Genomic DNA, 25,282 nt, shown 5'->3' with positions numbered 1-25,282 from the left:
ATCAAAAAAAATGGAAAGAAAAACTCTTACGATGATAAAAACGGTGCTTCTGTCTTCTGTTTTAATAGGGACAGTAGCCTGTAAAAGCGATACTGATGAGGTAGTGGCAGAAGTTACAGTTCCTTCGGCAGTTCTTAAAGATTCCTATACAATAGACCGTCTTAAGATTTTAAATATTGACCCTCAGATTGCCGGAAAACTGACCTGGAGTATCAATGATTCTATTATTTCTGAAAATTCAGACCTAGATTTTATTAGTCATATAGCGAATACCTATCCTTTAACCTTAAAAGTAGAAGTAAATGGAGTCGTGAAGACTTACGGCTCGTCCATTATTGTAAAGAAGGAACAGACACCTTACAGTAAATACATTTCCAATGTTTTTGATTTTCGTCCTGGTGTAGGGCAGTTTACGAATGAAATTCCCGAATATATTTCCGGAAGCACTGCTGCTCAGATGATTCAAAAAGCCAAAGAATCTCTGGTAGGAGGAAATTCTTCCATGATTACTTTAGGAGGCTATGGTGGTTATGTTACAGTGGGTTTCGACCATACGATTCCAAACCTGGATGGAAGAGATTTCAAAATTCTGGGGAATGCTTTCTGGGGAAATGACGCGAATGATCCACGATCAGGATCTTGCGAACCGGGAATTATCATGGTAGCTTACGACAAAAACAGAAATGGTAAACCTGATGATGACGAATGGTATGAGATCGCGGGAAGTGAATACTTTAAAAATACAACCACTAAAAATTACAATATAACCTACTTTAAACCTAATGAAAACAAGCCTCCCGTTCCGGGAAGTGAACTTTGGCAGACTGATGTGGAGTACATCAAATGGGAAGATAATTATGGGAATTCAGGATTTAAAACCAGAAATACCTTCCATGCACAAAGCTATTATCCTTTATGGATCTCAGATGCCAGTTACAGCTTTTTGGGAACCAGACTTAAAGATAATTTTTACGACCAAAGCGGAGCGGGGACTTATTGGGTAGGGAAGTCGTATGATTTCGGCTATGCAGACAATGCACCGAATAATGATGAAGCCTCCAATATTGATATTTCTTGGGCAGTGGATAAAAACGGACATTATGTAAAACTTCCGGGCATCGACTTTATAAAAGTGTATACCGGCGTCAATCAGGAAGCAGGCTGGCTTGGAGAAGTTTCAACGGAAGTTGCCGGAGCGTATGACCTTCATCTTAATTAAAATTCAACAATACTTTTAAAATAGTTTAAAAATGAAAAAGTTTTATCTTTTAACAATGCTTTTTCTGTTTGCATTTTTTACCAATGCACAGATAAAAGTTCAGGGAGTGCCCCGAAATGACATTCAGAATCTGACCACTCAAAATCAGACGACTACACCTCTTACATTTGCTGATGTTCAGTATTGGGTAGGAACAGGAACAAACGAAGCTGCTTTTGTCGTACAATGGAATGATGGTAAAAATCCCGATGCTTTGGTTTGGGGATTCAGATGGAACGGAAATGCAACAGGTGAAGATATGCTGAAAGCAATCGCAAAAGCGGACCACAGGTTTTTCTCTCTGCTGTATCAGGGAACTCAGTTCGGATCAGCCATTGGCGGACTTGGCTTTGATTTGAACGGCGCTAATTCAAATGCGCTGTACAAAAACGGAAATGTAACCTATCCTTTTTATCCAGTTGACGGAATTGTAAATACTTCGGCTTACGATTTTGACCAGTATACAGCTGCGGATGCTGCGGATCATTGGAGTTCAGGATGGGCTACCAACGGATATTGGTCATATTGGGTGAAAGATCCTACTGATGCCGATTTTGGATATTCAGGAGTAGGAGCAACCACCAGAGCACTGGTAAACGGATCATGGGATGTCTGGAATTTTAACCCAAACTTTACGGAATTTCCTATTTCTTCTACAATGACGCCAGTTTCTCCGTATGTAAGTTCTACCAATTTTGCCAATGGTTATTTTATGGTGAATGAAGATTGGTACGGCCATACCAACGGTTCTGTCAATTTTATTGATAGTAACGGACAGATTAACTACCGGGTTTACAGTAATGCCAATAACAATCATGCTTTTGGAGCAACCACACAATACGGGACGATCTATGGGGATAAATTCTATTTTATCTCAAAACAGGCTGCGGATGGCGGAGATACACAATATACTCCTGGTGGAAGACTAGTCGTGGCAAACGCACAGACCATGCAGAAAATTGCTGGCTTCAATACCATTGGTGGCGGAGACGGAAGAACTTTTGTAGGAGTGAATGAGCATAAAGGATATATCGGAGCTTCAAACGGAATATTCCTTTTTGATATTGATAATCTACAGGTTGGCAATCTCATCACAGGAACAGGTGGCGGAAGTGCTTACGCGGGACAGATTGGTAATATGATCCGTACTTCAAAATATGTATTTGCCGTGAAGCAGACAGCTGGTATTTTGGTGATAGATCCTGCTACGGATACCTTAATCAGTACGATCTCAGGAGCATATCATTCTATTGTGCAGGCTAAAGACGGAAGTGTTTGGGCAATACAGGATCAAAAGGTAGTGAACATCAATCCTACTACTTTTGCGGTTACTTCGTACAATATTCCTACCACCAAATACCTGGGATCATGGGGTGCCTGGAATGCAGGAAGCTTTTCAGCAAGCCGCCAGCAGAATGCTTTATACTGGATCAATTCAATTAATAGTTTTAATTCCGGAACACAGATTGTTAAATTTGATGTAACGACAAAAACATTCAATGAAAACTTTGCAGTGATTCCGGGACAGACAGGAACTTATAAGCAAATTCCTTACGGAGCAGGACTTCGTGTAAACCCAACAACGGATGAATTGATTCTGAATACCACAGAAAGTGGCTTCGGTGCACACTATCAGAAAAACTGGATCCATACGTTTAACAATACGGGGACTTTGACGAATACAAAAACACTAAACGATTATTACTGGTTCCCGGCATTGGCGGTATTCCCGGATAATACGGCACCTACAATAAGCAGTACTTTCCCTTCTCAGGTTACGGCAGGAAATATAACATCGATTGATTTAAAGATTGTAGTTTCAGATGATGACAACTTATCAGCTGCCATTGTAAAATCAGTAAAATCAAACAGCAACCCGGCAATTGTTTCTGCCGTTATTAACGACAGTGACGAATTGGTATTAACTCCGCTGGCATCAGGAACATCAAATATTGTTATCAGCTTTAATTCAAACGGTAAAACGGTTGAAAAAACGCTTATAGTCAATGCAACGACTTCTTCTCTAGCAACGGCCGAAGTGAAGAAACTGGAATTCAGTATCTATCCAAATCCAGTGACTGATTTTCTTACCATTAAAACACAGGAGAAAGTACTGAATGTTTCTCTTTATGATGCTTCTGGTAAATTGATCAATACGCAGTTCAATAACGGACAAATCAATGTAAGCATGCTTCCAAAAGGAATGTATATATTGAAAGCGGTGACTGATAAAGCAGTATATCAGCAGAAAGTAATTAAAAAATAATTTTTAGATATCTATTTTATAGGTAAGCCTCTACTTCCATACAGTAGAGGCTTTTTTTATAATGATAGTCAATTTTCTGATCTTATTTTTTTTTCGATCCTTTAATATTAGGTAAGAAGGCTGTAATAATACCGATCAAAGGGAGAAAAGCACATATCTTAAAGACGTATTCAATGCTTGTATCATCGGCGATGGCACCCAATACGGCAGAACCAATACCACCCATTCCAAACATAAATCCGAAGAATAATCCGGCTACCAACCCAATTTTATCAGGCATAAGGTCGGTCGCATACACCAGAATCGCAGAAAATGCAGATGCAATGATCAATCCGATGATCACAGCAAATGCAATGGTCCATGCTAAGGAAAGATAGGGAAGGCATAGGGTAAACGGAGCAGCTCCGAGAATAGATATCCAGATGATTTTTTTCCGGCCGTATTTATCGCCCAATTTCCCCCCAAGAATAGTTCCTACTGCTACCGCTGCAAGAAACATAAATAAATACAACTGAGAATCTTTTACCGATATATGAAATTTATCCATCAGGAAAAAGGTAAAATAATTCGTCATGGATGCCAGATAGATATATTTGGAAAATACCAGTGCCAATAGAATGCTAATGGAAAATAACACTTTTTTTCGCGAAAGTTGGATATTCACTACTGCATCAGTATGCTTCGCTGTTTTTTTAATGGATAATCTTTCAGCGTACCAGTTTCCAATTCTCCACAGCAGAATAATACCGATAAATGCAGCAATTGCAAATAATCCCACATATCCCTGACCTAAAGGAAGAACGATCAATGCAACCAATAAAGGTCCTATAGCACTTCCTGAATTCCCGCCAACCTGGAAAATAGACTGCGCCAATCCTTTCTGACCGCCGGAAGCCAGTTGCGCCACCCGGGAAGCCTCAGGATGGAAAATAGAAGATCCCATGCCAATCAATCCGACTGAAAGAAGAATAATATAATATTGATGGGCAGAAGCCAACAAGAGTAGACCGGCCATAGATAAAGCCATTCCAATCGCCAGAGATCTCGGATTCGGTTTTTTATCAGTATAAATACCGACAAAAGGCTGTAAAATGGAGGCAGTAAGCTGAAATACCAGGGTAATAATTCCGATCTGGGCAAAAGATAATTTAAATTCTCCTTTTAAAATAGGGTACAAAGAAGGAATAGTAGATTGGATCAGGTCATTCAAAAAATGTGAAAAACTGATCATGAACAAAATAGGATATACAATCGTACTTGTATCAATGCTTTTGGTTTGTGTGTTGTCCATAAATAATAAATTTACATTCATCTTGTCATCTGATGAATTTAAAGATGAATATTGGTAAGGGTAATTTTTTAAAATAATTTATCGATGATTTGCTGCGCAATATGAGCGGCACGATCTGCATCTCTGTCTTTTATAGAATGATACAGACTTGTATGAAGTTCATGTGACGCTTTAAAAGCGTCCGTATTATTATTGTGCCCGTTTTCGAAAGTTCTCATGACCTGTTTGCTGGCAATCTTATAGATTTCTTTCAAAAGGGGATTTCCGCAAGCTTCGGCAATAGAAACATGGAAATTAATATCCGCCTCATAACATTCCAGCGCCTGATTTTTCTCAGCCATTATACCTCTTAAATCAAGGTAGGATTTAATAATCTTCAGTTCATCTTCATGATGATGTAAGGCAGCTTTTGCAGCTATTTTTGCTTCAATTAAAGAGCGTACTTCAAGAACTTCTTCTATTTCAGCTCTGTTAATTTGAGATTCCAGTGATTCCTGAACATTGTCGGAAACAACAAACGTACCGACGCCCTGCTGTACTCTCAATACACCTTGAATTGATAATATTTTAATCGCCTCACGAATGCTGGAACGTCCGACTCCATACATTTTCATCAATTCAGGTTCAATCGGTAGCTGATCCCCAATTGTATATTCTTTAGCAATAATTCCTGCTATCAGGCGGTCGGCAACCTCTTGGGCCAAACTCTTTTTTTGAATTACACTCATACATCTTATCATCTGATGATTGCAAAGGTACAACTTTTTTTGAAGTAAATTATGTACTGTCAGAATTTTATAAGGTAAGAATCGATAATTTACACCTGATGTTGTGGTCTGCTTATTTCTGCTGTCATTCAAATGCAACGAAGTGAAATGAAAAATCTGATCTATCAAAAAGATTCCTCCTTCGTCGGAATGACACTAGAGGTAAAATAGTATATAGCCACCTTTTATAATTAAAAAATCCGGTAGATTGACGTCTACCGGATTAGTTATTTTACTTGATAATTATTTTTCGTGAATAGATCCTGTTTTCTTTGGTCTGTAGATTGAGGATATAAATTCCTTCTGGAATAGGAGTGGAAAGATCAATATTTTTCGAGTTGATCTTTGAACGGTATATTTCTTTACCTGAAATATTTGTAATAGTCATTTGGGAATCTTCCACAGGAACATTTCCACTTAAACTGATCTGCCCGTTGGCAGTACCGAAAGCTGTAAAAGTAACAGGTTCCTGATATGCATAATAAATACGGAAGCCACCGCCAAGGCTCAGTACTCCGCCGCTTACTCTTATTTTCACACCGGTATAGGGTTTGGTAGGTTGTAATTCGATGGTTGCCCTGTTGGGGGTGTCTCCTCCAAGCTTAAGGATACTGCTGTTAATGTATTTCATGTCACCGTTAGAAACATTTCCATTCATCGTTTCTATGGTAACTCCGCCAAGTAACTGAACCGTTAAAGGAATATCGTTGGTTCCGATGCCTACAACCAGTTTTGTATTGGAAGTTACATCCGGAAACAGCAGTGTCTGAGAAACTCCGCCCAGCAATACAGTACCCATGGTGAGGGTAGAGTAGTCGTTCTCATTATCTCCTACAGCATTGAGCGGATTCTGTACATTACAGGCCAGGCATACGCCGAAGGTGTCGGAGGTTTGTTCGTAGGCATAGATTCTGTTCTGTGCAAAAGATAGAGAGCTTAATAGCAATAATAAGAATGCTGCCTTTAGGTGCAGACTACACTTCGATAGAAAATTAAATTGCATGTTATGAATTTTTGGTTATTAGATTAATCCAAATTTAGGGATAAAAAGAATAAACCAAAAGAGATATTTCTATTTTATGTGATTTACTAATAAACAGGTATTATTTTTTTTAAATAGCGTATTAAAAAGAATAATAAACAATAATCGTTGTAAGGTTTAAATAGGAAAAGAATGCTTGTAAGATACCCTCTTTGGGAGAATATGAATTAATCCCATAGTAGGCTTTAAAGAAAGTTTTAGAGACTATTTATTCAAAAGAAATGGAGAGGAAAGAATAAGGCAATGATGAAGACATGATAATCCCCAAATCTTGCAGCTGAGTCCTGTATTCATATGACAGCATACTATAAATGCAAAAAGAGAAGACTTTATAAAAGTCTTCTCTTTGTAGCCCGTAGGGGAGTCGAACCCCTCTTACCAGAATGAAAATCTGAGGTCCTAACCGATAGACGAACGGGCCCTCTATCTTCCGCTAATATAAAATCAACGTGTTAGTGTTTGTTTTTATAAGTTTATCAACTCTTAGTTTTGTAGCCCGTAGGGGAGTCGAACCCCTCTTACCAGAATGAAAATCTGAGGTCCTAACCGATAGACGAACGGGCCTACTATACTTTTATGCTAATTTATTAACGTACTTCGTTAATTTGCTTTTCAAGTTAGCAGCTTTGTTTTTGTGGATGATGTTTTTCTTAGCTAACTTATCCAATAAAGCGACTACTTTAGGCAATTGCTCAGAAGCAACAGCCTTATCTTCTTCATTTTTTAACACTTTGATAGCTGTTCTAGCAGTCTTGTGATAATATCTGTTACGAACTTTTCTAACTTCGTTTTGTCTTATTCTTTTTAATGCTGATTTATGATTTGCCATATCGTTCAAATGTGAGTGCAAAAATAAAAACTTTTTTCTTAACTGCCAAATTTATTTTTAAAATATTTCAATTTTCTTCTGACAGGTATTTTCTGAGTTTATCTATTGCTTGTTCTATTTTTAAATTTTCTTGTTCTTTCTCTATTTTCCTGATTGTGCTTTTCAGCATAATCATCGCGTTGTTCCATTCTCCAGTCGTATTGGTGAAGGTAAGTCCGTCAATCGTTACTTCAAAGGCGACCCTTTCTTCTGTCCTGTAAAGCCTGAAACTTATTTTATCATCCCTGCCTGCAATCCCGTCTTCATTGACTTGTAAATCATAACTTTTTGGGTTAGAGTGGATTTTCTTAAAAAGCAATGTCGCTTCTTGTATTTTTAAATCCGGCATGATATCAAATTTGGTAGCCTATAGGAGAATCGAACTCCTGTTGCAAGGATGAAAACCTTGAGTCCTAACCACTAGACGAATAGGCCAAATTTTGAGGTTGCAAAAGTAGTGATTAACTTTTTAACTTCAAAATTATTTTTTAGATTATTTGTAAACTTTTTGAATGATCGTATTCTTAATTCCCTTCGCTTCGATCTCCTTCTGGAGCTTCACTGCATCCTCCAGACTGTAGACTTTACCATAGGTGTAGTAGAAGACTCCGTTGTCCTTGTTTCTCTCTACATCCTTCAATGTCTGTAAGATAAACGAATTTCCGTTCAGCTTTTCACCCACAAATACCTCTATCGTATAGTAGCCGGTACTTAGTTTTTGGTTAGGCATAAATCCTACTGCAAAAGCATTTCTGAAGCCGGCATCTTTAGCCGTTTTTAAATTGATATCTTTTACGGAAGCCATGTTGGTAACCCCATAATAATATTTATACTGACCGTTTTCTTTAAGAGGAAGAATATAATTCAGCCCTTTCAACGCAGGATCTCCTTCATTGTATTTTACAGGAGAACTCAGTAATAAAATCCTGAAATCATTTTTCAGCGCAGTTTCCGCTGGCTTTTCAGGCTCAGGTTTTTTATTATTCATGGCGATTGATCCTCCGGATTTTCGGTCAACGGCTTTTTTATACTCGATAATCGCATTGTAAATACTTTCAGAGATCTCATTCTGGCCCTTTTCAGAGGCTAGATAATGGCTCTCCTCAGGATGGTTGATGAAACCCGTCTCAATCAGTACCGATGGCATCGCATTCATACGGAGAACGTGAAGGTTTTTCTGAAAAACCCCTCTTGAGAACCTTTTGTCTTTATTCACAAAATTATCCTCTACCAGTCCGCCAAGCAAAAGACTTGATTCTAAGTATTTACTTTGCTGAAGTTTTAGAGCAATTAAAGATTCCGGTGAGCTCGCATTATACGATCCGAAAGTCTGCTTGTCTTTTTCATCAAGGAAAATCACGTCATTTTCTCTTTTTGCTACTTCAAGGTTCTCGTCATTCTGATTGGGTCCCTGAACGTACGTTTCCGTTCCATAAGCAGTCGGTCTCACTGATGAATTACAGTGGATGGACACAAAAAGATCAGCTTTACTTCTGTTGGCAAGGTTCGTTCTGTCCGAAAGTGAAGGGTATTCGTCAAACTTACGGGTGTAAATTACCTTAAAATCTTTATTTTTTTCAAGCATGCTACCCACTTTTAGAGTAATTGCCAGTGTAACGTCCTTTTCTGCCACCCTTCCGATATCACTGTATGTTCTATTGGCTCCGTGGTCACTTCCCCCATGTCCAGCGTCTAAAACGATGGTAAACTTCTTTTGTGAAAGGATAAAGTTACTTAAAAGGATAAGGAGAAATGATAAAATTATTTTAAAATTTTGTTTGTGCATCTTACAGTTTTAAAAATTATACTAATTTTGAGCCTTAAATTATATAACAAAATTGGCCAAAACCGTCCTCAAAAATATATTACAAATTTTAATTATCCTAATTTTTAACAATTTTTTAGCACAGAAAAATCCTGAAAAATTGCCTAAAAATACGGTTAATGATACTATTTCCAAAAAGGATACCATAGTTGTAAAAAAAGAATCTTTGGAAGATATTCTTCGCACAAAAGCTGAAGATCAGAGAAGAGATGTCCAAAAAAAGATGACTTACCTCAATAAAAAGGCCCAGGTAAAGTACCAGGACATGCAGATTGATGCAGATTATATTTCTATTGATGATGATAAAAATTTAATCTATGCCCGTGGAAAACTGGATTCTTTAGGAAAGATTATTGAACCGGTAATTACGACCCAGGCCGGAAAAAAATACGAAACCAACGAGTTTAGCTATAACACCAAAACAAGGCAGGCGATTGCTTTCAATGCAAGAACGGAAGAAAGTGAAGGGGTGATTATTGCAAAAAAAACCAAAAAATACAATGATTCTGTCTTTGCCATGAGAAATGCGGATTATACGACGGATGAGTATTTCATTAAGAAAAAAGATACCGCAGCTGATTATTTCATGCGGGCTTCCAATATTAAGCTAATCAAGACCAAAAATAAATCCCAGATTGTTACGGGACCTATCCAGATGTATATTGAAAGAGTTCCGACTCCTTTGATTATGCCGTTTGCTATTCTGCCTTTCTCTGCCAAGAGAGCAGCCGGGATTTTGATTCCGAGTTTTGGGGAAAGGGAAGATGTCGGATTTTACCTGAACGGAATTGGATATTACCAGCCGATAGGAGAGCATTTTGATATGAAAGTACTTGCAGATATCTATACCAAAGGAAGCTGGAACCTGAGGCCGCAGATGAACTATCTGAAGAAATACCGCTATTCCGGAACATTTACAGCAGATGTAGGAACAATGGTAAGAGGGATCAAAGGATTGGACAACTATACGAAAAACAGCACCTATAGAATCACCTGGAATCATACGCAGGATACCAAAGCGAACCCGTTCCTTACGTTTGCGGCTTCGGTGGATATGGTGAGTACCAAGTTTTATAATAATCCGTTGAACAACAACTATATCTTCAACCAGAACGTGTTGAATACCCAGCAGAACTCAACGGTAACGCTTACGAAGAGATTCCTGAAACTTCCGGTAACGATTACGGGAACGGCATCTTACTCTCAGAACTTCGCAACAGGACTGGCGGATCTCCGTCTTCCTCAAATGAACGTGGCCATCAACCAGTTTTATTTATTAAAATCCAAAACAGGAGTAAGACAGGGCCTTCTGGAAAATATTACTATCAACACGGGATTTAACCTGACTAACTTTGTGACTACACAGGAAAATGAGCTTTTCACAAAAGCAATGTGGGATAAAATGCAGACAGGACTTAAAAATAATATTGCAATAGGGACCAATACAACCCTGGCAAAATATTTTACTTTCAGTTTAAGTGCGAATGTTGATAATGCATTAACAACAAAAACGCTGAACAGATTTTATGATCCGGTAAAAAATGTGGTGGTGGATGAAATTGATAAAAACCTTACGGGATATTCTACTTTTACATCAACTGCCAGTCTTCAGACTACTTTATTCGGAATGCTGAAGTTTAAAAAAGGATCTTCCATAGAAGCAATCCGACATATGATGACTCCAAGTATCGGGTTTACTTATTCTCCGGATTTTTCGAGTCCTAACTTCGGATATTACAGAAATTATTACAACGCCAATGGTGCTTTAACTCCGTATTCCATCTTTGAAAAAGGAATTGTAGGAAGTCCTTCAAGCGGAATGGTAGGTGCATTAGGATTTAATATCGGAAATAATATTGAAATGAAGGTGAAATCTAAAAAGGATTCTACCGGAGTGAAAAAAGTAAAATTATTTGAATCTTTAAACCTTTCGGGGAACTATAATTTTGCGGCTAAAGATCACCCTTGGTCTGTATTAACGATCAACGGGCAATCTTCTTTCTTCAATAATAAATTAAGCGTTAATACAAGTCTTTCTCTGGATCCGTATAAAATTATTTTTATTCCGGGACAAGACACAGGAATCAGAACGGAACAGTTTGGAAGCTTTAGTGTACAGGGATTCAATATTCAGCTTTCTTATCCTTTAAGCAGTGAGCTTTTTGGTGAAAAAACGGATTATGCTAAAAAATATTCTTCAAAAGGAGAAGTCCGAAATGAAAAGTATTATTTTGATGATGATCATTATGCACGTTTCGATCAGGCATGGACTTTGAATGTTAATGCTAATTATGCTTATTCCAGAAGTCTTACCCGTTTAGGAACCAAAATTGCTTCAGTAGGTCTGGACGGAAGTATTAAACTTACTCCATACTGGAATATCAATGGAAGTACCCATTATGATATGGTAACGAAACAGCTGGCTTATACGAGGATAGGATTCTCAAGAGATCAGCGAAGTTTTACCATTAATTTCAACTGGGTTCCGTTCGGGCAGTATAAAGTGTACGACTTCTTTATCGGGATAAAAGCTAATATTTTAAGTGATGCGCTTAAGTATAAAGACAGAAGTTTCACGCAGCCGGGTGCACCTTTCTAATATCGGATTGGCATTTGATAATATAAATTTTATATTTGCACCCAAAATAAATTCTGATGAAATCGGTGCTGACGAAATTTTCCGAAAGGTAAATACAGACGGTAGTGATTCCAAAGGACCTTTGAAAAAAATAAATATCCACATATGAAACAAATAATTAACACAGTTAATGCTCCTGCAGCAATCGGGCCTTATTCACAAGCGAACATGGCAAATGGTATTTTATACATCTCCGGTCAAATTCCTGTAGATCCGTCAACTGGTAAATTAGTAGAAGGAATTGAAAAAGAAACGCATCAGGTTATGAAAAATCTTGAAGCAATTCTTACAGAAGCAGGAATGACATTTAAAAATGTTGTAAAAGCTACAATCTTCCTTAAGAGCATGGATGATTTCGCAGTAATGAATGATATTTACGCTTCTTATCTGGATGCAGAAAGTTTCCCGGCCCGTGAAACGGTACAGGTTTCTTGTCTGCCTAAAAATGTTGATATAGAAATTTCTATGATTGCACATCAGGATTAATGAACATTATAAGAAATACAATTGCGGTTTTGGTGGGCCTTGGTATAGCGGGGCTTATTATCACTCTTGGTATAAGGGCTTTTCCGCAATGGGTTACTTTCGACGCTTTTGCTCCGTTTGAGCACTGGCAGAGGTTTCTTTTTAGTATGAAAGATGATAAGGCTTTTTTTGGCTTCCTGCTGTTTATTTCCGGGTTAGGAACGACAGTCGGGGGAGTTGCAACTGCCATTATCGTAAAGTATGCTAAAGTAGCCTATGCAATCCTGATTGGGTTTATCATGCTGTTTATAGCAATGCTGGATGTGATTATATTTCCTTATCATCCTACCTTTTATAAGATTTCTATATTCCTTACTTTTTTCCCTTTTTCCTGGATAGGGGGTAAAATTGTAGAAGTTATTTATGAGCGGAATAAGAAAAAAAGAATCGCTGAAAAAATGAATAAATCAAAATAAAAAAAACGCTGCAATTTGCAGCGTTTTTTGTTGTTATGAAGTTGTTGGTTAGTTCTTCTTATTAAGGCATTTTGAAACCTTTCGTATAAATTCTTCCGTAATCATCTACGAATTTCACCTGTACATTGCCCTGATATTTATCTAATATCTTTTCAACATCTTTTTGGGAATTTACCGGTTTACCGTTAATTTCAATAATAATGTAGTTGTCTACAATTCCGATTTTCGCCATTTCGCTTCCTTCAGATACGCTTTTCGCCACAACACCACTGTTCAGTCCGTATTCAGTTTTGAATTTGTCATTAAGCGGATCAAATTCAGCTCCGATTTTCTCTGTTACGCTAAGGTCAGCTTTTGTTTTGGTTGAAGTGCCTCCTTTCTGATCTTTCAGCGTTACGGTTGTTGTACTTTCTTTTCCATTTCTGGCATAAGTTACCAATACTTTATCACCAGGACGTTTGCTTCCTACAGCGATGGATAGATCAGCGAAGTCTGTCACAGGGGCATTATCAATCTTCGTGATGACATCTCCAATTTTAAGACCTGCATCTTCAGCACCGCTCTTATCTCCGAATCCTGTAACATAGATTCCAGAACCTGTTTTTATATTCGTGTTTTTGCTTTTGTTGTATAATGCTACCTGCTGGTCGTCAGATAAGTCAAGTGAAGTTACCCCCAGGAATCCTCTCTGTACGATTCCGAATTTCTTGATGTCTTCAACAATTTTTCTGGCAAGGTTAGCCGGAACTGCAAATCCGTATCCCTGGTAATATCCTGTCGTAGACTGGATAGCAGAGTTGATTCCGATAAGGTCTCCGTTTACATTCACCAATGCACCTCCGGAGTTCCCTGGATTAATAGCAGCATCCGTCTGGATAAAGCTTTCAATAGGGTTGCTGGCTTTTCCTTGTCCGCCTAAAATTCCGATCCCTCTTCCTTTAGCAGAAACAATACCGGCAGTCACTGTAGAATTTAATCCAAGTGGATTTCCTACGGCAAGTACCCATTGTCCAACTTCAATATTATCAGAGTTGGCAAAATTAAGGAATGGCAGTCCTTTTTCTTCAATTTTCAATAATGAAATATCAGTATTAGGGTCAGTTCCTACCAAGGTAGCGATATAAGATTTTTTATTGCTTAATACAACCTCTAATTTATTGGCTCCTGCTACTACGTGGTTATTCGAGATGATATAACCGTCCGGAGAGATGATCACACCGGATCCCATTCCAGATGGCATATTATCAGGTGCCTGCTGCTGCTGTCTTTGCTTTTGCTGGCCTCTGCCTCCTCCAAAAGGATCACCGAAGAAGAAGTCAAACAGATCCTGTTCTGAAGCTCTGCTTGTAGTTCTGCTTTGATAATTTTTAATGGTTACAACAGCAGGAACGGTGGTCTTAGCCGCTTTTACAAAATCATCTCCGGTCGCCGAAGTATTCATGCCTACAAATGAGGCATTCGGTGATGAAGTGAAGTATGATTGGTCACCATTATTAGAGTGTTGACCAAAATATTGTAGTGTTCCAACAGTAGTAGCTCCGGATATTACTCCTACTACAGCAAATGGTAATAGTTTTTTTAAAGTACTCTTCATTGTATATCTTTCTTAGTTATTTATTACTTAACTTATTTTGTTTAACTGTAAACAAATTTAATGCTAAATAGGTATGCAATTGGTATTGAATGTTTCAGCTTTAACTAAAATTTAACAACAATAGCAATAATTTATATCTTATACTATAATTCTTAAGGTGTCAATTAACAAACCTTAAAAAAATATTAATGACAATATGACATATAGATGGTTGTATTGTCATTAAAGTTAAGTCTAAATTATTAATAATTGCAAAAATGTTTATCAGATTATCACAGATTATTTACAACGAATGACAAAAATTATCCCTTTTTTACAGTATGTATTTCCAGGTGATAGTGTGGTTGGGATGAGACTGATGAATTGACTCAATTAAAAAAATCATTATATTTGCAAAAATATTTTTCTCACTTAAAACGTTTATAGCATGCAACTGTATAACACCTTAAGCGCAGAAGAAAGAGCTCAACTTATTGATGAAGCTGGTAAGGAACGTCTTACATTGTCTTTCTATGCGTACGCCAAAATTGAAGATCCCAAAAAATTTCGTGACGAATTGTTTATAGCCTGGAACGCACTCGATGCATTGGGCCGTATTTATGTAGCACATGAAGGAATTAACGCTCAGATGAGTGTTCCGGCAGATCAGTTAGAAGCGTTTCGTGATACATTGGAAGTGTACGATTTTATGAAAGGAATCCGCTTAAATGTAGCGGTGGATCAGGACGATCATTCTTTTTTAAAACTTACCATCAAAGTAAGGCATAAGATTGTTGCTGACGGATTGAACGATGATTCTTTTGATGTTACCAATAAAGGAATTCACTTAAAGGCACAGGAATTTAATAATTTGCTTGAAGATCCGGATACCATTGTGGTTGATTTCAGAAATCACTACGAAAGTGAAATCGGTCATTTTGAAGGAGCTATTACTCCCGATGTGGAAAATTTCAGAGAAAGTTTACCGATTATCAACGAGCAGTTACAGGATTTCAAAGAAGATAAAAAACTGTTGATGTACTGTACCGGCGGAATTCGTTGCGAAAAAGCCAGTGCATACTTTAAACATCAGGGTTTTAAAAATGTATATCAGTTAGAAGGCGGAATTATTGAATATACCCGGCAGATAAGAGAAGAAGGAATACCAAGTAAATTTATAGGTAAAAACTTTGTATTTGATCACCGTTTAGGAGAACGAATTACAGATGATATTATTTCACAGTGCCACCAGTGTGGAAAACCTTGTGATAACCATACCAACTGTTCCAACGATGCATGTCATTTACTGTTTATCCAGTGTGATGAATGTAAAGCTGCGATGGAAAACTGTTGTTCTACAGAATGTCTGGAAATTACCCATCTGCCTTTAGAGGAACAGGTGAAATTAAGAAGCGGACTGCAGGTTGGAAATAAAGTGTTCAGAAAAGGAAAATCTGAAGCATTGAAATTTAAAAAATCAGGTGATTTACCTGATAAACCTTTAGCAAAAGCAATAACAAAAAATGTTCGTCAGAAAATAACCGTCAAAAAAACATTGATCGGAAAGGCAGAACATTATTATACAAAATCCAAGATTGCACAGTTTTTAATTGAAAACAAAGAACTGTCAGTAGGAGACAGGGTGTTGATTTCCGGTCCGACCACTGGTGAACAGGAATTTACCATGACGGAAATTTATGCTAATGGAAGTCCTTGCGAAACTGCAAAAAAAGGAGATCAGATTACCTTTGAGCTTCCGTTCAGAGTTCGTTTATCGGACAAATTATATAAAATCGCACAAAATTCTGAAAACGCATAATATAAAAAATGTGTTAGACTTCATGATGAAGCTGCGCAGTTTATGTTGTGAAAATTCTTCAGTAAAAATGATTTGATCATGCTAAAAGCTGAACTTAGAAAAAAATACATGCAAAAAAGAAAAGCCTTGTCTTCCGATGAGGCTTTCTTGTTATCTGAAAAGATTTTTAAAAACTTTATTGATTATTTTAAACCAACAGCAGGGCAGAAGATCCATGTTTTCGTCCCGATTGAGAAGTTTAATGAAATTAACACCAAAGTATTCATTACGTATTTTTTAGAGCAGAATATCCGTGTTTATGTGCCTAAAATTGCAGATGGATTGATTTCAGTAGAAATCTTTCCTGATACAGTGTTTGAAACCAACAGTTGGGGGATTTCAGAACCTGTTTCTAACGAAGATTCCGGGGAAAATCACTTTGATTATGTCATTACTCCTTTGCTATACTGCGATAAAAAAGGAAATAGAGTAGGCTATGGCAAAGGCTTTTACGATGCTTTTTTTAAAAGCCTCTCTCAACACTCAAAAAAAATAGGGGTTAATTACTTTGCTCCCGATGAAATCATTGAAGATGTCTGGGAACATGATATTCCGTTAGATTACTTGGTGACTACCACCGAGGTGCTGTCTTTCTTCAATGGTGCCGAGTAAAAATCAAGGAAGTAGAATTTAAATTCTTTTTTTGCTTTAGCTGTTGAAAGTAAAATATATTGTGCATTTTTCTCAAAAATTCCAAGAGATCTGTTTTTATTGTCGAAATATTCTACATTAAACTTTGCATAATCCAGTGTATCCTGCTTATAAAATTCCTTATAAACATTCAGGTTATTCACTTTTACAGTCTTCACTTTCAGGCTGTCCAGTTCTCTGAACAGTTTTTTGAAAGTCAGTGTGTCAGGCTTATGGAAATAGCTTTCCATTTGAGAATAGATGACAGTATCAATTTCTGTATTTCTATTACCCGACAGATAAAGGGTAGACAGGTCCAGAAGTTCCTGTACTTTTTGTTTGGTGATTGTATTGACAGCCTGCATGCTGTCCATCTGCACTGCAGGATAGCTTTTCGTATTGTTGCTGTTTCTTAACTTATCCAGATCGCTTGCTTCGGTTTTGTTTTTGGTGCAGGAAGCCAAAGCGAGAAGCATTAAGGTAAAAATTAAAAAATTATTTATTCTTTTCATCTGTACTTGCTATTTTGAATTTAATGGATATTATTTTCCCATTGTTGTCTTTTTTCATCTCAATGACGTTAAGATTCTTCAATGATGTGGTAGGGGTAGTTACTAAAGTAATATACTTCTGTTTGTCCAGTCTTTCTATACCGTAGGTTTTATTATCATATACCTGATAAATAACGGCATTGCTGCTGATCAGGTTTTCCAGTTGACTTCTTTTCTGTTTAAGAAGCTCAGGGTTTCCATTCGCATCTTTTACGGAGAAGTAATTAACGGCCATTTTGTAATCATCAGGTTTCATTTCGATCAATTCCTCTCCCGGAGCGTTTTCAAGGCTTCTGTTGACCTTTAAAGATTCGTAGAAGGGCGCACTGATCTCCATAATCAGATTTTTATCCTTTGTGGAATAATAAAAACATTCTCCCGGTTTTATTTTATAGATCAGAGGCGACTCGTTTTCTTTCATGACTCTTATTTCCAGCGTATTGATCACGGAAGTTCCTCTGTCAGCATCTGTAAAGCAGTATTTATACGTCTTTGAAAAAATCTCATCCTTAAATCCCAGAAGTCCTGTTATAGAAATTAACACTGTTGTAACAATTGCCCAGACATTCTTCCTGAAAAAGTTTTTATTAGGTTTTGCGATTACATCTTTTTGATCAGTATTTTTATTTTCATTAAATACTTGATTTTCAGGTATTGATTTTTGTAAATCAACATTTTCTTGAGGCTTTAAATCAATTTTATTCTGCTGAATCTCTGTTTTTAAAGAAACAGGCGATTGAGCAACCGTTTCCTCTAATTCTTTCATTTCTTCATCACTTAAATCAGTGTCATCCTGAAGCAGTTCTCCGGAAAAAAGATGCTGTTTTTTAAATTCATACCATGAATCGTAACCCGCATAGATGCTCAATAAATTAAGCATATCAATTCTCGGAATTTTAGTGACTGGTGAAGTTTTAAAATAGGTATAAAAAGATTTTTCGCTGATGTTGCCTTTTGCTTTTTTGCGAAGGTCTTCCTGGAAATATATAATATCAATTCCTTTCCATTTTGAAATATCATCATGGGAAGGAGTGTATTCTTTTAAATATTGAGCCTGCACATCCTTTTTTAGCTGCTCAAAATGCAATAGATCTAAATCTGTCAATTTATTTTAAATAATTAAATTATTGATTATCAGTTATATTTAATTGTAAAACTATTTTACAAAGGTATTACAATTATTTTTCATAAACAACTTTTCTATCTGCTATACCTTTGTCTTGTTCAAATAACGGAACAGAAGAAAATTTTAAAAAACAATATTAACAAAATTAAATTTAATTTATTATGAAAAAGTCATTATTCGTAGCTGCTATCGCTGCAATCTCTCTAGTTGCTTGTAAAAAAACTGAAGCTACTTCTACTGAAGGAGGTGCTGATTCTGCTGCTGTTGCTGCTACTGATTCTGCTGCTACTGTTGCTGATTCTGCTGCTCACGTTGTAGATTCTGCTGCTACTGCTGCTGCTGGTGCAACTAAAGATGCTGCTGCTGCTACAACTGCTGCTGCTGGTGATGCTGCTAAAGCTACTGCTGCTGCTGCTGGAGATGCTGCTAAAGGAGCTGCTGATGCTGCTAAAGGAGCTGCTGACGCTGCTAAAGATGCAACTAAAGAAGCTGCTAAGAAATAATTTTAGCTCACGCTTAACAAATAAAAGAACCGTTTCACCTGGTGAAGCGGTTTTTTTATGCTTTATATTTTAGTATATCTGTTAAAATAATTTCTAACAATCATTTACCATAACGAAAGTCTGATATCTGAAATCTAATATCTAAAAATCTTCTTTATCCCTTCTTCTGTTTCAAAGATTCATAACAGGTAATCGCAACGGCATTGCTTAGATTCAAAGAATCAATGCTTCCGGCCATTGGAATTAATGTGTTTTTTCCTTTGCCTATCCAGAAATCACTTAAGCCTGAGTGCTCAGTTCCAAAAAGAACAGCAGACCGCTGACTGAAATCTCTTTTATAAAGATCTTCTGCACTTTCATCCATTAAAGTGGTGTAGATGTTAAAGCTGTTTTTCTGCAAAAATGCTAACGTCTCATCATTTTCAGCTTCAAAAATTTCCATTCCGAAGAGACATCCTACACTTGATCGGATAACGTTTGGATTATAAAAATCTGCTTTTCCGTTTGCCACAATCAATGCATCGATCCTAAATGCTTCACAGCTTCTTAAGATGGCCCCAAGATTTCCCGGCTTTTCCACCCCTTCAACAATAATAACCGTAGAATCATGTTTCGGATTAAAAGAAGATAATTCTGATTCTTTGGTATGGTAAATTCCTATAATTCCTTCCGAACTTCCACGGTATGCTATTTTTTCATACACCTTTTCGCTTACATAATGGATCTTTCCCTGAGGAATTTCCCCTTTGAAAATACTTTCACAGATAAAAAACTCTACAGCTTCAAAGCTGTATTGCTGTGCTCTTTCATTTTCCTGCTGACCTTCTACCGTAAAAACTTTGGATTTTTTACGGAATCGGTTATCAGTAATAAGTTTAGTGATGTATTTTACTTTATCGTTCTGAAGACTTTCTATTAGCATTCTGCAAAATTATGTAAATTTTATGAGTAGACTTCTTTACTTGTTATGAAAATAAGAAGGTAGATAAAAATAGGGAAATAAAAATCCCGACTTCTGCCGGGAAAATATTTTTTGATCTGATGTTAATTTCTTTTAAAAGCAAGGAAATATACTATTCCTCATCATTCTCAAGATAAACCTGAGAATTGTCGATCATACTTTGGGGTAGATCTTTTTTATTTTTAATTCCTAATGATTTCAGTTTCTGGGTCTGGATCACAAGATTATCATTTCCTGTAGACAACTGCTTATAAGCTTCATTGTATACGTTTTTAGCCTGATCCAGATTTCTACCCACTTTTTCTAAATTGTCCACAAATCCTACAAATTTATCATAGAGCTTAGCCCCTCGTTCTGCAATTTCCATGGAATTTTTATTTTGATATTCACGCTTCCAAAGGTCTGCGATCAGCTTTAATGAAGTAATCAGGTTGCTTGGATTCAGTAAGAGGATTCTTCTGTCGTAGGAGTAGTTCCATAAGTTTGGATCTGCCTGCATTGCCGCAATATAAGCAGGTTCACTTGGAATAAACATCATCACGAAGTCCAAAGATTTCCCATAATCGTCATAAGCTTTCTGGCTCAGCTGATTGATGTGATTTTTGATGGAAGACAAATGCTGGTTCAGTTTAATCATATAAATATCCTGATCGGTTTCATCCACCAACTCTGTGAATGCAGTCAGAGATACTTTAGAATCAATGATTACATTTCTTTCATCGGGGTATTTTATTACAGCATCCGGACGCATTTTTTTACCCGAAAATTCTGAAAAAAGTGCTTTATTATCTTCATCACGGAGTTCATGTTCAAGGAAATATTCCCGGCCTTTTACCAAACCTGATTTTTCAAGAATGCTTTCCAGAATCATTTCACCCCAGTTTCCCTGGGTTTTGCTTTCTCCTTTTAAAGCTCTTGTCAGTTTTTTGGCGTCCTCAGAGATTTGCTGGTTCAGTTCCGCAAGCTCTTTTACCTTTTCTGCTAAGGAAAAACGTTCTTTATTTTCCTTTTCATACGCTTCGTTTACCCTGTTTTTTAAATCGGCAATTTTCTCCTGAAAAGGTTCTAGAATTGTTTTTAAATTGTTTTGATTAAGGGTTGTGAATTTTTCGGATTTTTCTTCTAATATCTTATTCGCAAGGTTTTCAAACTGCAGCTTAGATTCATCCTGGATTTTGGTGATTTCTTCTTTTTGGGTATTGAGAGATTGCTGTAATCCTTCATTTTTTGCAAAAAGTTCAGCGTTTTTAGCGAAAATATCCTGTTTTTCAGCTAAAAGTGTGTCAATTTGAGTATTTAGCTTTACGTTGATATTCCTGTATTCCTGAAGTTGAGTGACTACCGATGAATATTCTGCTGATATTTTTGCAAATTCATTTTTAAGGTCATTGAAAAGATCGGTCTGCTGTAAACTTAGCTCTTTTTCCTGATTGATCATGAGATGAAGTTCCTGAATTTTCAGGTTGGCATTTTCCTGATCTGATGTACTTTTAATAAACAGATTATTCAGTTCGTCATAAGAACTTCTTGAAACCATAGAAGATTTCAATACAAAATATACAATAACTGCTCCCAGAATTCCTCCGGCAATACATCCAATAATTAAATAAGTCAGCTCCATCTTTCAAAATTATGAAAAAAAGCCGGGTGTAAAAATTTATTGGAATAACTATCACTGCTTAAGATTTTATTAAAATGGATTGGTATGAGGTATTTGATGCAGACTTATTTTTTTGAATCCCTATATTTATAGGAAATTTCAGGACGTATGAATATTTTGTTAGTTGAAGATGATGAACGAATCAGCAAATTCCTTGTCAAAGGGTTGGGTGAAGCCGGGTACCAGATGGTGCTCGCAGATTCCGGGGAAAAGGCGCGTGATTTTATTAATGCCTATGATTTTGATATTATTCTGATGGATATTATGCTTCCTGGAATGGATGGAATGCAGTTGACTCAGCTTATCAGGTTCAAAAAAAATTATACACCCATCCTGGTTTTAAGTGCGTTGAACAGTCCTGATGATAAAATTAAAATGCTTGATCTTGGTGCGGATGATTATTTATCCAAACCGTTTCATTTTGAAGAGCTGATTTCAAGAATCAAAGCCCTCACAAGACGGAATAAATTGAGCTATCAGGAAGATGCTGAACTTCTGTCTTGTGGGAATCTGAGGGTTGACACCAATCTTCACAAAGTGATCCAGAATGATAAGGAGATCGAACTTTCTCCTACAGAATATAAGCTTCTAACTTTTCTGATGGAGCATAAAAACAAGGTATTGAGCAGAACACAGATCTTACATAATGTCTGGGGGATTAATTTTGACAGTACCACGAATGTCGTGGATGTTTATATTTCGTATATCCGGAATAAAATTGATGAAACAGAGCAAAAAATCATTCATACCGTAAAAGGAACAGGTTACCTGGTTAAAGATTAAAAATGACATTAAGAAACAGATTTACCCTTATTTCCAGCCTTTCATTCGGCATTGTTTCCATCGTTACGTTTGGAATTATTTTCCTGGCGTATTATGACAGTACGAAAATCTCTTATTTTGAAAGACTGAAAAATACAGCGCTGATTTCTGCTATTTATTATCTAGAAAAAGATGAGCTCCCGAAAAACAGGCATGCCCAGATAAAACGCGAATACACCCACCTTATTGAAAACAAACAGGTCGCTGTATATGACCAGAATAATCAGGTTACTTTCGGACAAAACCTGAATGATAAAAATATTAAGCTGCAGCATCTCCGGGTTGCAAGAAACAGCAAAAGTGTGCAGTTTATGGCAGATAATAATTTTTACTACGGTATTTTTTATCCGGATAACCAGGGGAATTTTGTGGTCTTTGCCAAATCATCAAGCAGTTCTTTTACCTCGCAGATGATCAGACTTTCGGTGATTATGCTGTGTGTACTGATCATCGGGCTTCTTGCGATATACTTTTTAAGCCGGTATCTTTCTAAGATAGTGTACAAGCCGATTTCTAATGTGGTTGAGCGGATCAATAATGTAGAGTACAACGACATTTCTAAAGCCATTACTTCTACCAATACCCATGATGAAATTGATGAGCTTATTAAATCGTACAATAAATTACTGGGCAGAATTTCTGAAAGTATGCTGTTACAGCAGAATTTTATCAATTATGTTTCCCATGAATTTAAAACACCTTTGGCTGCCATTTCAGGAAATTTGGAAGTTTTTGCTCAAAAAGACAGAACTCCGGAAGAATACAGAAATGTAGTGAAAGAGTCGTTGGAAAATGTATATGAGATCGAGAATATTCTCAATAATCTTTTACTGATGTCGGGGCTGACCAAACTTGAAAAGTCACATCAACAGGTACGGATTGATGAACTGATCTGGAAGATTTATGAAAAGTTGCATCCTAAAGCGTTGGAAAATAACGGTTCCATTAGTATTGATTTGCAAATTACAAAACCGTATTTGCTGGAGTTTCCGGGAAATGAAACGCTGTTATATCTGGCATTGTATAACCTTGTGGAAAATGCAGTTAAATATTCTGATCATCATCCGATTGTAATTACGTTGCTGGAAAATAATCAACAATTGCAGATAGAGATTAAAGACCAGGGCAAAGGAATTGCCGATGATGATCTCGATAAAGTGACAGAAACATTTTACAGAGGTAAAAATGTTGATCATGTAAAGGGAAGTGGTATTGGACTTTCGCTGTCTAAAAGTGTTTTTGATCACCATCATATTGACATCAAAATTAATTCTCTCATCGGCCAGGGAACTACTGTTTCTCTTACATTTCCCAAAGTATCCGGGACGCTCTAATCAAACTCTAATGTGGGCTTAATCCAATCTTAATTCTATTTGAATTGGGCTTTAATGTGCAGGAAATAGCTTTGTGGTCTTAAATATGAGACCTTGAAGAAAATTATTTTTACCCTATTGTACATTCATTTTTTCGGTTTCTTTTCAGCGCAGATTTCGGATACTCTATCGGTCGGCAGAAAAGAAGCTGAATCGATCTTTATTGCAAACAATTTGGATCTTATCAGCCAAAAACTTGAAATTTCCCAGGCAGAAGCCCGTGTGGTACAGGCTAAATTCTGGCCAAATCCTAAACTAAGCATCAGTGAAGTCAATTTATGGCGGACCTATGATATTGAACAACAGCCTGCCCTGATCGGAAACTGGGGAAAAAATACTCAGATCTCTGCTGAAATAGAACAGGTAATACAAACCGCCGGAAAAAGACGGAAGAATATCGAACTTCAGAAAATTGAAGTGGATGGAGAAAAGTATGAGCTTCAGGAAGTGCTGCGTGAGCTAAAAAAACTCTTGCGGAATACCATTACCGAAATGATATACAATCAGGAGCAGCAGAAATTATATCAGAACCAGATCTCTTCTATTGAGAAATTAACGAAATCCTACCAGAATCAATTGAATCAGGGAAATATCAGCAAATCTGAATACATCAGACTGAAAGCTCAGGAAATTGAATTTAAGAAAAAGCTGATTTCCTTACATCAGGACATCGAAGAGCAGCAGGCAGAGCTAAAAGCGCTGCTTATCATTCCTTCTTCATCTTATATTGTGATTTCAGATCCGCTGGAAATGCCGGATAAACAAATCTCAGAACTGGAATTGTCCAAGTGGATGCAGATCGCCAAAGAAAACCGCCCGGATATTTTACTGACAAAAAATAAAGAAAAGTATGCACAGAAAAATCTGGAATTACAGAATGCTTTGAAGACACCAGATATTGCGCTGTCTTTAGGTTATGACCGCGGGGGAAATATCATGAAAGATTTTATTGGATTGGGAGTGTCATTTGACCTTCCGGTTTTCGACCGGAACAAAGGAAATATTCAGGAAGCTAAGCTTGAAATTACCAAATCCGGATATGAAACCCGTAAGAATATTATGAAATCGGAAAATGAAATTGTTTCGGTGTTTCAAAATTACATCAGAACCCAGCAAATCTCTCACGAAATCGATGATTTGTATGAAACCACTTTAGATGGACTGCTCACCAGCCATGAGAAAAATTTCAGACTTAGAAATATAAGCATGCTGGAGTATATGGATTTTCTGGATACGTATATCAGCAATAAAATGATCATCCTGGATACCAAAAAAGAATTAAATCAATACTACGAAAACCTGCAGTATGCTGTAGGACAAGATCTATAG

22 protein-coding genes and 3 tRNA genes are annotated in these 25,282 nt (G+C 36.9%); 11 read left to right on the top strand and 14 right to left on the bottom strand.

Annotated elements, in window-relative coordinates:
• Positions 1–10: 10 nt before the first annotated feature.
• Both IW15_RS00215 and IW15_RS00210 read left to right on the top strand, forming a co-directional pair.
• A complete protein-coding gene (locus tag IW15_RS00215) occupies positions 11–1,219 on the top strand; it encodes a hypothetical protein (RefSeq protein ID WP_034708309.1) in 1,209 nt (402 codons plus the stop codon).
• A gap of 31 nt (positions 1,220–1,250) precedes the next feature.
• Complete coding sequence (locus IW15_RS00210; RefSeq protein WP_034708307.1) at positions 1,251–3,524, top strand: DUF5074 domain-containing protein; 2,274 nt, start codon at positions 1,251–1,253, stop codon at positions 3,522–3,524.
• Positions 3,525–3,606: 82 nt separating this feature from the next.
• Here the strand turns inward: IW15_RS00210 and IW15_RS00205 are convergent, their stop codons facing one another.
• The 9 genes from IW15_RS00205 to IW15_RS00165 all read right to left on the bottom strand — a co-directional run bounded on the left by IW15_RS00205 (position 3,607) and on the right by IW15_RS00165 (position 9,278).
• Complete coding sequence (locus tag IW15_RS00205; RefSeq protein ID WP_051881764.1) at positions 3,607–4,815, bottom strand: MFS transporter; 1,209 nt, start codon at positions 4,813–4,815, stop codon at positions 3,607–3,609.
• Positions 4,816–4,883: 68 nt separating this feature from the next.
• Positions 4,884–5,543 carry a FadR/GntR family transcriptional regulator gene (locus IW15_RS00200; protein ID WP_034708305.1) on the bottom strand — a complete coding sequence of 220 codons (660 nt, stop codon included), beginning with the start codon at positions 5,541–5,543 and terminating at the stop codon, positions 4,884–4,886.
• Between the two features lie 271 nt (positions 5,544–5,814).
• Positions 5,815–6,585 (bottom strand): T9SS type A sorting domain-containing protein, encoded by a 771-nt coding sequence (locus IW15_RS00195; protein WP_084681335.1) that lies wholly within the window; start codon positions 6,583–6,585, stop codon positions 5,815–5,817.
• 388 nt (positions 6,586–6,973) lie between these two features.
• Positions 6,974–7,045, bottom strand: a tRNA-Glu gene (locus IW15_RS00190).
• A gap of 71 nt (positions 7,046–7,116) precedes the next feature.
• A tRNA-Glu gene (locus IW15_RS00185) sits at positions 7,117–7,188 on the bottom strand.
• Positions 7,189–7,198: 10 nt separating this feature from the next.
• Positions 7,199–7,453 (bottom strand): 30S ribosomal protein S20, encoded by a 255-nt coding sequence (rpsT, locus tag IW15_RS00180; RefSeq protein WP_034708302.1) that lies wholly within the window; start codon positions 7,451–7,453, stop codon positions 7,199–7,201.
• Between the two features lie 67 nt (positions 7,454–7,520).
• On the bottom strand, positions 7,521–7,841 hold the full coding sequence (locus tag IW15_RS00175) for a hypothetical protein (RefSeq protein ID WP_034708300.1): 321 nt from the start codon (positions 7,839–7,841) through the stop codon (positions 7,521–7,523).
• A gap of 11 nt (positions 7,842–7,852) precedes the next feature.
• Positions 7,853–7,927: transfer RNA gene (locus IW15_RS00170), tRNA-Glu, on the bottom strand.
• A 58-nt stretch (positions 7,928–7,985) separates the two neighbouring features.
• Complete coding sequence (locus IW15_RS00165) at positions 7,986–9,278, bottom strand: N-acetylmuramoyl-L-alanine amidase family protein (RefSeq protein WP_051881650.1); 1,293 nt, start codon at positions 9,276–9,278, stop codon at positions 7,986–7,988.
• A 52-nt stretch (positions 9,279–9,330) separates the two neighbouring features.
• On the opposite strand from IW15_RS00165, the gene IW15_RS00160 reads away from it, so the two are divergent.
• The 3 genes from IW15_RS00160 (at position 9,331) to IW15_RS00150 (ending at position 12,896) form a co-directional block, all read left to right on the top strand.
• On the top strand, positions 9,331–11,916 hold the full coding sequence (locus tag IW15_RS00160) for a putative LPS assembly protein LptD (RefSeq protein ID WP_084681334.1): 2,586 nt from the start codon (positions 9,331–9,333) through the stop codon (positions 11,914–11,916).
• Between the two features lie 144 nt (positions 11,917–12,060).
• On the top strand, positions 12,061–12,441 hold the full coding sequence (locus tag IW15_RS00155) for a RidA family protein (RefSeq protein ID WP_034708296.1): 381 nt from the start codon (positions 12,061–12,063) through the stop codon (positions 12,439–12,441).
• Positions 12,441–12,896 (top strand): hypothetical protein, encoded by a 456-nt coding sequence (locus tag IW15_RS00150; protein ID WP_034708295.1) that lies wholly within the window; start codon positions 12,441–12,443, stop codon positions 12,894–12,896. Before IW15_RS00155 ends, IW15_RS00150 begins: the two co-directional genes overlap by 1 nt.
• A gap of 61 nt (positions 12,897–12,957) precedes the next feature.
• On the opposite strand, the gene IW15_RS00145 is transcribed toward IW15_RS00150, so the two are convergent.
• A complete protein-coding gene (locus tag IW15_RS00145) occupies positions 12,958–14,490 on the bottom strand; it encodes a trypsin-like peptidase domain-containing protein (protein WP_034708292.1) in 1,533 nt (510 codons plus the stop codon).
• Positions 14,491–14,917: 427 nt separating this feature from the next.
• Here IW15_RS00145 and trhO point away from each other — a divergent pair, with 427 nt between their 5' ends.
• Together trhO and IW15_RS00135 are read left to right on the top strand one after the other, a co-directional pair.
• Positions 14,918–16,288, top strand: coding sequence for an oxygen-dependent tRNA uridine(34) hydroxylase TrhO (gene trhO / locus IW15_RS00140; protein WP_034708291.1), 1,371 nt, complete (start codon positions 14,918–14,920; stop codon positions 16,286–16,288).
• Between the two features lie 78 nt (positions 16,289–16,366).
• Positions 16,367–16,939 carry a 5-formyltetrahydrofolate cyclo-ligase gene (locus tag IW15_RS00135; RefSeq protein WP_034708289.1) on the top strand — a complete coding sequence of 191 codons (573 nt, stop codon included), beginning with the start codon at positions 16,367–16,369 and terminating at the stop codon, positions 16,937–16,939.
• Here the strand turns inward: IW15_RS00135 and IW15_RS00130 are convergent.
• Positions 16,888–17,469 (bottom strand): hypothetical protein, encoded by a 582-nt coding sequence (locus IW15_RS00130; RefSeq protein WP_034708287.1) that lies wholly within the window; start codon positions 17,467–17,469, stop codon positions 16,888–16,890. The genes IW15_RS00135 and IW15_RS00130 overlap by 52 nt on opposite strands.
• Entirely contained in the window at positions 17,453–18,613 is a 1,161-nt protein-coding gene (locus IW15_RS00125; RefSeq protein WP_034708285.1) for a hypothetical protein, read from the bottom strand. The genes IW15_RS00130 and IW15_RS00125 overlap by 17 nt, the downstream gene beginning before the upstream one ends.
• A 182-nt stretch (positions 18,614–18,795) precedes the next feature.
• On the opposite strand from IW15_RS00125, the gene IW15_RS00120 reads away from it, so the two are divergent.
• Positions 18,796–19,137 carry a hypothetical protein gene (locus IW15_RS00120; protein ID WP_034708283.1) on the top strand — a complete coding sequence of 114 codons (342 nt, stop codon included), beginning with the start codon at positions 18,796–18,798 and terminating at the stop codon, positions 19,135–19,137.
• Between the two features lie 154 nt (positions 19,138–19,291).
• Here IW15_RS00120 and IW15_RS00115 read toward each other — a convergent pair whose 3' ends face one another.
• On the bottom strand, positions 19,292–20,059 hold the full coding sequence (locus IW15_RS00115; protein WP_034708281.1) for a TrmH family RNA methyltransferase: 768 nt from the start codon (positions 20,057–20,059) through the stop codon (positions 19,292–19,294).
• Positions 20,060–20,210: 151 nt separating this feature from the next.
• Positions 20,211–21,719 (bottom strand): DNA recombination protein RmuC, encoded by a 1,509-nt coding sequence (gene rmuC / locus IW15_RS00110; protein WP_034708279.1) that lies wholly within the window; start codon positions 21,717–21,719, stop codon positions 20,211–20,213.
• A gap of 147 nt (positions 21,720–21,866) precedes the next feature.
• Between rmuC and IW15_RS00105 the strand changes: the two genes are divergently transcribed.
• From IW15_RS00105 to IW15_RS00095, 3 genes are all read left to right on the top strand, one after another.
• The gene (locus IW15_RS00105) at positions 21,867–22,541 is read left to right on the top strand and encodes a response regulator transcription factor (RefSeq protein WP_034708277.1); all 675 of its coding nucleotides are present in this window, start codon (positions 21,867–21,869) and stop codon (positions 22,539–22,541) included.
• Positions 22,542–22,543: 2 nt separating this feature from the next.
• On the top strand, positions 22,544–23,914 hold the full coding sequence (locus IW15_RS00100) for a sensor histidine kinase (RefSeq protein WP_034708276.1): 1,371 nt from the start codon (positions 22,544–22,546) through the stop codon (positions 23,912–23,914).
• 93 nt (positions 23,915–24,007) lie between these two features.
• A complete protein-coding gene (locus IW15_RS00095) occupies positions 24,008–25,282 on the top strand; it encodes a TolC family protein (RefSeq protein ID WP_034708273.1) in 1,275 nt (424 codons plus the stop codon).

Origin of the sequence: Chryseobacterium soli, from assembly GCF_000737705.1 — a bacterium.
GTDB lineage: Bacteria > Bacteroidota > Bacteroidia > Flavobacteriales > Weeksellaceae > Chryseobacterium > Chryseobacterium soli.
Note: the sequence above shows the minus strand (reverse complement) of the source record. Positions and strands in the feature narration are given on the sequence as shown.

What these genes read in the sequence shown, in the direction of transcription:
- IW15_RS00215 (WP_034708309.1), top strand. Translation starts at nt 11, where the DNA reads ATGGAAAGAAAAACTCTTACGATGATAAAAACGGTGCTTCTGTCTTCT.
- IW15_RS00210 (WP_034708307.1), top strand. Translation starts at nt 1,251, where the DNA reads ATGAAAAAGTTTTATCTTTTAACAATGCTTTTTCTGTTTGCATTTTTT.
- IW15_RS00205 (WP_051881764.1), bottom strand. Translation starts at nt 4,815, where the DNA reads ATGGACAACACACAAACCAAAAGCATTGATACAAGTACGATTGTATAT.
- IW15_RS00200 (WP_034708305.1), bottom strand. Translation starts at nt 5,543, where the DNA reads ATGAGTGTAATTCAAAAAAAGAGTTTGGCCCAAGAGGTTGCCGACCGC.
- IW15_RS00195 (WP_084681335.1), bottom strand. Translation starts at nt 6,585, where the DNA reads ATGCAATTTAATTTTCTATCGAAGTGTAGTCTGCACCTAAAGGCAGCA.
- rpsT (WP_034708302.1), bottom strand. Translation starts at nt 7,453, where the DNA reads ATGGCAAATCATAAATCAGCATTAAAAAGAATAAGACAAAACGAAGTT.
- IW15_RS00175 (WP_034708300.1), bottom strand. Translation starts at nt 7,841, where the DNA reads ATGCCGGATTTAAAAATACAAGAAGCGACATTGCTTTTTAAGAAAATC.
- IW15_RS00165 (WP_051881650.1), bottom strand. Translation starts at nt 9,278, where the DNA reads ATGCACAAACAAAATTTTAAAATAATTTTATCATTTCTCCTTATCCTT.
- IW15_RS00155 (WP_034708296.1), top strand. Translation starts at nt 12,061, where the DNA reads ATGAAACAAATAATTAACACAGTTAATGCTCCTGCAGCAATCGGGCCT.
- IW15_RS00150 (WP_034708295.1), top strand. Translation starts at nt 12,441, where the DNA reads ATGAACATTATAAGAAATACAATTGCGGTTTTGGTGGGCCTTGGTATA.
- IW15_RS00145 (WP_034708292.1), bottom strand. Translation starts at nt 14,490, where the DNA reads ATGAAGAGTACTTTAAAAAAACTATTACCATTTGCTGTAGTAGGAGTA.
- trhO (WP_034708291.1), top strand. Translation starts at nt 14,918, where the DNA reads ATGCAACTGTATAACACCTTAAGCGCAGAAGAAAGAGCTCAACTTATT.
- IW15_RS00135 (WP_034708289.1), top strand. Translation starts at nt 16,367, where the DNA reads ATGCTAAAAGCTGAACTTAGAAAAAAATACATGCAAAAAAGAAAAGCC.
- IW15_RS00130 (WP_034708287.1), bottom strand. Translation starts at nt 17,469, where the DNA reads ATGAAAAGAATAAATAATTTTTTAATTTTTACCTTAATGCTTCTCGCT.
- IW15_RS00120 (WP_034708283.1), top strand. Translation starts at nt 18,796, where the DNA reads ATGAAAAAGTCATTATTCGTAGCTGCTATCGCTGCAATCTCTCTAGTT.
- IW15_RS00115 (WP_034708281.1), bottom strand. Translation starts at nt 20,059, where the DNA reads ATGCTAATAGAAAGTCTTCAGAACGATAAAGTAAAATACATCACTAAA.
- rmuC (WP_034708279.1), bottom strand. Translation starts at nt 21,719, where the DNA reads ATGGAGCTGACTTATTTAATTATTGGATGTATTGCCGGAGGAATTCTG.
- IW15_RS00105 (WP_034708277.1), top strand. Translation starts at nt 21,867, where the DNA reads ATGAATATTTTGTTAGTTGAAGATGATGAACGAATCAGCAAATTCCTT.
- IW15_RS00100 (WP_034708276.1), top strand. Translation starts at nt 22,544, where the DNA reads ATGACATTAAGAAACAGATTTACCCTTATTTCCAGCCTTTCATTCGGC.